Annotated in this window: 2 protein-coding genes and 1 pseudogene; 2 read left to right on the top strand and 1 reads right to left on the bottom strand. The window is 72.7% G+C overall.

What is annotated here, in order from left to right; all coding sequences use genetic code 11:
- Nucleotides 1–290 (bottom strand): annotated as a pseudogene (locus RWX45_RS06730) (ATPase); the annotation flags it as partial.
- A gap of 55 nt (nt 291–345) precedes the next feature.
- Between RWX45_RS06730 and RWX45_RS06735 the strand changes: the two are divergent.
- Nucleotides 346–1176, top strand: coding sequence for a DegV family protein (locus RWX45_RS06735; protein ID WP_316022975.1), 831 nt, complete (start codon nt 346–348; stop codon nt 1174–1176).
- 147 nt (nt 1177–1323) lie between these two features.
- Nucleotides 1324–2019: a helix-hairpin-helix domain-containing protein gene (locus RWX45_RS06740; RefSeq protein ID WP_410050691.1), complete on the top strand. Its 696-nt coding sequence runs from the start codon at nt 1324–1326 to the stop codon at nt 2017–2019.
- Nucleotides 2020–2080 lie beyond the last annotated feature (61 nt).

Raw genomic sequence — 2080 nt, forward strand, 5'->3', positions numbered from 1 at the left:
GAATAGTCGAGGTAGGTGCCAACCGGAAGTACGGGGCCGGCGAAGTCGTAGCCGTCCCGGACCCGGATGGCGTAGTCGGGCAGTTCCGTACTTGCGGCGTCCTGCGCGGGCGGCTGCGCAGAGGTTTCCGGTGTCGGCGCGGGCTGGGCGCTGCTGGCCTCAGCGGCCAACGCCGCCTCCAGGGCTGCCTGGGCCGCGGCGGCCTTCGCGGCGGCGGCGTCTGCGGCCGCTTGCGCTGCCTCGGCCTTGAGGCGGGCGATCTCGGCGGGGTCCGGTGTGGTGCTCGTCATGCCCGCATCGTATGGCACGGTATGCGCTGCGCGGCCGGAGGCATACGCTTCGAGCATGTCACTCACCGTGGTCACCGACTCGGCGGCCTGCCTACCGCCCGCGCTCGCTGAGGCACACGGCATCACCGTCGTCCCGCTGCACACCGTGGAGGACGCCGACGCCCCGCCGACGACGGCGCGGCCCACCGTATCCGAACTCGCCGATGCCTATCGACAGGCAGCCGAATCCGGTGCCGAAGTGCTCGCGGTGCACGTGACCGCGGCACTGTCCGGCACGGTGGACAGCGCCCGACTAGCGGCGCAAAAGCTCAGGGAAGAGGGCACGTCGGTGACCGTCCTCGACTCGAGGGCCTCCGGAGGTGCGCTCGGCCTGGCAGTGCTGGCGGCCGCGGAAGCTGATAATGCCCGCCGCGGCGCCGCTCGTGCCCGCGAATCCGCCGCCCGCTCCCGCCTGTTCTTCCTCGTCGAGGACCTGTCCCACCTGTGCCGTGGCGGCAGAATCGACCGCACGACCGCTTTCATCGGCGGCGCCCTGGGCATCCGCCCGATCCTCACCACCGGCCCCGATGGCATTGGTGTGGTGGAGACGGTCCGCGGCGCTGCCCGCGCCCGGCGTCATCTCATTGCGCAGGCGGTGCGCGCCGCGGGCGGCACCGCCCTGACCGGGCCCCGCCCACCGGCCGCACCCGTGCGCCTGGCCGTCCACTACGGGGATGATCCGGCGGACGGCCGCGCCCTCGAGAACGATCTCGCCGACGCCATGGTCGCCGCCGGCGCTGTTGTGGAATCCATTATGCGCTCACCCGCCGACCCCGCCAGCCGGGTCCATCTGGGCCCCGGCGCCCTCGGAATCGTCGTCGCGCCGCATCTGGACCGCCCCCGGTAGCCCGTCGTCCACATCCTCGCTTCGCCGCACCCTGCGCCGGTGGCGTTCACAGCCCCCGAGACGCTCCCCGCAGCGTGCCTCTACCGTCGACATATGAGCGGCAAACGGGTGGCAGACCGAACCGGCAGACGCCCCCTGGGGGACTTCGTGCGCATCGCCTGCTCCACGGACCCCATCACCCCCGTGCGCCGGCCCCGGCGCCTCGCGTTAGCGCCCCGGGCCGCCATCGGCGCGGGAATCGCGCTCATCGTGCTCGCATTCGCCCTGGCGCTGCGAACCGTCCTGGTTGCCCCAACCCCGCCCGTGCCGACGCCTTCGGCCACCGCGCCATCTGCCGCCGCCCCGATACCCGACCCGACGGCGTCGGCCGGCCCGGAGGCGGAGGAAACAGGGGAACTGGTCATTCACGTCGCCGGCGCCGTAACCACACCCGGGGTGGTTACGCTGCCGGCGGGCTCACGTGTGGTCGACGCCATTGACGCCGCCGGCGGCGCCCTGCCCGACGCCGACACCGACCAGCTCAATCTCGCCCGCGTGCTCCAGGACGGCGAACAGGTCCGGGTCCCGCACCAGGGCGAGGACGCTTCCACCTGGGAGGAGCAGACCGGCGTCAGCGGGGACGGATCCCGCGATACCGGCGCCGGAGCCGGGGGCCGTATCAACATCAACACCGCCTCGGCGACCGAACTGGAGACCCTGCCCGGTATCGGGCCGGCCCTGGCGCAGCGCATCGTCGACTACCGGGAGGAGCACGGCCCCTTCGCCGCCGTCGACGATCTCACCGAGGTCTCCGGTATTGGCGCCGCCAAACTCGAGGCGCTTCGAGACGAGGTGACCGTATGAGCCGCAGTTCCACGGACGGCCCCCGCGAGGACGCCGGACGCACCGCCCCCTGGGACGAACC

It is taken from the genome of Actinomyces sp. MRS3W (assembly GCF_032465695.1).
Taxonomy (GTDB): domain Bacteria; phylum Actinomycetota; class Actinomycetes; order Actinomycetales; family Actinomycetaceae; genus Actinomyces.